3 protein-coding genes are annotated in these 4,892 nt (G+C 68.3%); 2 read left to right on the top strand and 1 reads right to left on the bottom strand.

The features are described from left to right. The first annotated feature begins 4 nt into the window (after positions 1–4). Entirely contained in the window at positions 5–340 is a 336-nt protein-coding gene (gene gcvH / locus OS124_RS0115725) for a glycine cleavage system protein GcvH (RefSeq protein WP_010140732.1), read from the top strand. 121 nt (positions 341–461) lie between these two features. Beyond that, the gene (gcvP, locus tag OS124_RS0115720) at positions 462–3,311 is read left to right on the top strand and encodes an aminomethyl-transferring glycine dehydrogenase (RefSeq protein ID WP_010140731.1); all 2,850 of its coding nucleotides are present in this window, start codon (positions 462–464) and stop codon (positions 3,309–3,311) included. Between the two features lie 364 nt (positions 3,312–3,675). On the opposite strand, the gene OS124_RS0115715 is transcribed toward gcvP, so the two are convergent. Next, positions 3,676–4,892 (bottom strand): ABC transporter permease (locus OS124_RS0115715; RefSeq protein ID WP_010140730.1); only part of this gene is annotated, 1,217 nt, incomplete at its 5' end.

The following is a 4,892-nucleotide window of genomic DNA, read 5'->3' as shown; positions in this document are numbered from 1 at the left end:
ATGAATGGCTGCGCCCGAAGACGACCTGATCGTGGTGGGCATCACCGAACATGCCGCCGAGCAGCTGGGCGACATCGTCTTTGTCGAGCTGCCCGAGGTCGGCACCCAGGTGAACAAGGACGACGAGGTCGTTGTGATCGAAAGCGTCAAGGCCGCCTCGGACATCCTGGCCCCGATCGACGGCGAGATCGTCGAGGTCAACGAACCGCTGGTCGAGGATCCGGGCAAGGTGGGTGAGGATCCGACCGGCGAAGCCTGGTTCTTCAAGATCAAGCCGGCCGATCCGTCCCAGATGGACGACTACATGGATGAGGCCGCCTATCTGGCCTACATCGGCTGATCGCTATTTCCAGCGCCGCCCAAGACCCCGGGTGGCCCAGTTGAGGACCGACAGGCAGGCCAACCGGCCCGCCTGAACCCCTGCGCTCATCCGCGCGTCCGCGCATCTGACAGGAGCTGACATGCCCTTCACCCCGACCGACTACCGCCCCTACGACTTCGCCAACCGCCGCCACATCGGCCCCTCGCCCGCCGAGATGGCCGAGATGCTGCAGGTCGTGGGCGCCGAGAGCCTCGACCAGCTGGTCGAGCAGACCGTGCCCAAGGCGATCCGCCAGGACGAGGCGCTGGAGTTCGGCCCCGCCCTCTCGGAAGCCGAGCTGCTGAAGTTCATGCGCGGGGTGGCGAAGAAGAACCAGGTCTTCACCTCGCTCATCGGGCAGGGCTACGCGGATACGATCACCCCCCCGGCGATCAAGCGCAACATCCTGGAGAACCCCGCCTGGTACACGGCCTACACGCCTTATCAGCCCGAGATCAGCCAGGGCCGCCTCGAGGCGCTGCTGAACTACCAGACCATGGTGTCTGACCTGACCGGCCTCGAGATCGCCAATGCCTCGCTGCTGGATGAGGCCACGGCGGCGGCCGAGGCGATGACCATGGCGCAGCGCGTTGCCAAGTCGAAGGCGAAGGCCTTCTTCGTCGACGAGGGCTGCCATCCCCAGAACATCGACGTGATCCGCACTCGCGCCGAGCCCCTGGGCATCGAGGTGATCGTGGGCAAGCCCGCCGATCTGGACGCGGAAGCCGTCTTCGGCGCCATCTTCCAGTACCCCGGCACCCATGGCGAGGTCGTGGATTTCACCGCCCAGATGGAGGCCCTGCACGCCGCCAAGGCCATCGGCATCGTCATCGCCGACATCATGGCGCTCTGCCTGCTGAAGGAACCGGGCGCCATGGGCGCGGATATCGCCGTGGGCTCGACCCAGCGGTTCGGCGTGCCGCTTGGCTACGGGGGCCCCCATGCCGCCTACATGGCCTGCCGCGATGCCTACAAGCGCTCGATGCCGGGCCGGATCGTCGGGGTCTCCATCGACGCGCGTGGCAACCGCGCCTACCGGCTGGCGCTGCAAACGCGCGAGCAGCATATCCGGCGCGAGAAAGCGACCTCCAACGTCTGCACGGCGCAGGCGCTGCTGGCGGTAATGGCCTCGATGTATGCGGTCTTCCACGGGCCCGAGGGCCTGAAGGGCATCGCGCAGCGCATCCACCGCAAGGCGGTGCGCCTGGCGAAGGGTTTCGAGGAGGCCGGTTTCGAGGTCGGCCCCGAGGTCTTCTTCGACACCATCCATGTCGAGGTCGGGGCGCTGCAACCGGCGGTCCTGAAATCGGCCCGCGACGAGGGGCTGAACCTGCGTGCCGTGGGAAAGACGAAGGTCGGCATCGCGCTGGACGAATGCACCCGCCCGGCGACCATCGAAGCGGTCTGGCGCGCCTTCGGCATCATCCGCGAAGACGTCGTCGAGCCGCATGAGTACCGCCTGCCCGACGCACTGGTGCGCGAAAGCGGCTACCTGGCGCATGAGATCTTCCACATGAACCGCGCCGAGACCGAGATGACCCGCTACATGCGCCGTCTCGCCGACCGCGACCTGGCGCTGGACCGGGCGATGATCCCGCTGGGCTCCTGCACCATGAAGCTGAACGCGGCGGTGGAGATGGAGCCGATCTCCTGGCCCGAGTTCAGCGCGCTGCACCCCTTCGCGCCGAAGGAACAGGCGGCGGGCTATGGCCAGCTGATCGAGGACCTGTCGGCCAAGCTCTGTGACGTGACGGGCTATGCGGCGTTTTCGATGCAGCCCAATTCCGGCGCGCAGGGGGAATACGCGGGCCTGCTGACCATCCGGCGCTACCACGCCGCGCGCGGCGAGGGGCAGCGCAACGTCTGCCTGATCCCGACCTCGGCCCATGGCACCAACCCGGCCTCGGCCCAGATGGCCGGCTGGAAGGTCGTGCCGGTCAAGTCGCGCGACAATGGCGATATCGACCTCGGCGATTTCCTCGAGAAGGCGCAGCAGTACTCGGACAGCCTCGCAGCCTGCATGATCACCTATCCCTCGACCCACGGCGTCTTCGAGGAGACCGTGCGCGAGGTCTGCAAGATCACCCATGACCATGGCGGTCAGGTCTATATCGACGGTGCCAACATGAACGCCATGGTGGGCCTTGCCCGCCCCGGTGATCTGGGGGGCGATGTCAGCCACCTGAACCTGCACAAGACCTTTTGCATCCCCCATGGCGGTGGCGGCCCCGGCATGGGCCCGATCGGCGTCGGCGCCCACCTGGCCGAGCACCTGCCGGGCCATGTGGCCCATGGCACCACGGGGGCAGTTTCGGCGGCGCCCTATGGGTCTCCGTCCATCCTGCCGATCAGCTGGGCCTATTGCCTGCTGATGGGGGGTGAGGGGCTGACCCAGGCGACGCGGGTTGCGATCCTGAACGCCAATTACATCGCGGCGCGCCTGAAGGGCGCCTACGAGGTGCTCTACAAGGGTCCCACGGGCCGTGTGGCGCATGAGTGCATCCTCGACACCCGGCCCTTCGAGAAGAGCGCGGGCGTGACGGTGGATGACGTGGCCAAGCGGCTGGTCGACTGCGGCTTCCACGCGCCGACCATGTCCTTCCCGATCCCCGGCACCCTGATGGTCGAGCCGACCGAGTCCGAGACCAAGGCCGAGCTCGATCGCTTCTGCGACGCCATGCTGGCGATCCGCGCCGAGGTCACGGATATCGAGGAGGGCCGCATGGGCCCCGACGACAGCCCGCTGAAGTTCGCCCCCCACACGGTCGAGGACCTCGTCGCCGCCGACTGGGATCGAGCCTATGGCCGCGAGCAAGGCTGCTTCCCGCCGGGCGCCTTCCGCGTCGACAAGTACTGGCCGCCGGTCAACCGGGTCGACAATGCCTGGGGCGACCGCAACCTGACCTGCACCTGCCCGCCGATGAGCGAATATTCCGAAGCGGCGGAATGACGTAGTGGGGGCGGGGCAAGCCCCGCCCCCCACGGGTGCCTTTTGCGAGCGCACATCCGCCTTGCGAGCTAAGGTGCCAGCGGACGGGGGCAGGGGGCTCTGCCCCCATCTCCTTCGGAGATTCCCCCGGAGTATTTTCAGCCTGGTGATGATGCGGAGTGGGGAGGAGGGTCGAACCCTGCGCCTCTGGCAGGGGAGGCAGGCCCCCCTTGGCCAAAGGAGGTTGCTTTCGGGCCCGGTCAGAGAGGCCTTCTGAGTATCTCCCGCCGGTGGAGCCGGGAGGGCGCTTCCTGTCGCATCACCAGGCTGGGAATACTCTGGGGGAAGGCCCACAGGGCCGGGGGGCGAAGCCCCCTCTCCCCGCTCAGTCCTGGGCCCTGAGGATCTGCGCCGGGCGTACCGAGAGCGGGCGCCAGGCGAAGAGCAACCCGGCGGCGAGATTGAGGGCGAGGCCACCCAGAACCACCGCGAGGGCATTTGGCCAGATCACGGAATAGCTTGTTTCCAGTACGAAATGGCAGATCGCCCAAGCGCCGAGGATGCCTGCGAGGAGAGCCACCAGCCCGGCGCCCGCGCCCATGAGCGCCGCGCGCAGGGCGAAGCTGGCGAGGATGCGGGGGCGGCTGGCACCGAGGCTCTTCAGCACGGCCGCCTCATAGGAGCGGGCCCTCTCGCCCGAGAGCGCCGCACCGATCAGCACCAGGAAGCCGGTCACCAGGGTGATCGCCGCCCCCCAGGAGGTCGCGGCGCCGATGGAGGCCAGCAGGTCGGTGACAAGGGTGATCGCTTCACGCACCGAGATGGCCGTCACGTTGGGGAAGTCGCGGCCGATATCGCGCAGGATCGCCGGCTCGGCGGCCTCCTCGGCGTAGATCGTCGCGATCCAGCTGTGCGGCGCCCCGGCCAGGGCGGCCTCGTTCATCACCAGGATGAAACCCATGCCGGCGGTCGAGAAATCGACCTCGCGGAAGGAGGTGACCTTTGCCTCGATGTCGCGGCCGAGGATGTTGACGGTGAGCTGGTCGCCAAGGGTCAGGCCCAGCTCGGCGCCCTCTTCGGCGGAGACCGAGACCTGGGGCGGGCCGTTGTAGCCCTCGGGCCACCACTCCCCCTCGGTCACGGTGGTGTTGGCGGGCCTGGCGTCGGCATAAGAGACGCCGCGGTCGCCGTTCAGCACCCAATGCTCGCCTGCGACCTCCTGCGCCGGACGTCCGTTGATCTGCGTGATCACCCCGCGCAGCATCGGCGCGCGGTCGTTGCGGCTGATCTGGGGATCACCTTCTATCCGCTCGATGAAGGCGGGCATCTGGTCGGGCTGGATATCGACGGCGAAGAAGCTGGGGGCGCGCTCGGGCAACTCCTCGGCGATGGCGGCGCGCATGTTGCCGTCGATCTGGCCGACGGAGGACAGCACCGAGAGGCCGAGGCCGAGCGACAGGATTACCGGCAGCACCTCGGTGCCCGGCCCGGCGATGGCGGCGGCGGCCCAGCGAAGCGCCGGGCGGCCGCGTGCCACGCGGGCCAGCCGGGCGGCGAGGCCACGCAGCAGCCGGGCGGCGAGGCTCAGCAACAGCAGCGCGG

Origin of the sequence: Oceanicola sp. S124 (genome assembly GCF_000220565.1) — a bacterium.
Lineage (GTDB): Bacteria > Pseudomonadota > Alphaproteobacteria > Rhodobacterales > Rhodobacteraceae > Pseudooceanicola.
Note: the sequence above shows the minus strand (reverse complement) of the source record. Positions and strands in the feature narration are given on the sequence as shown.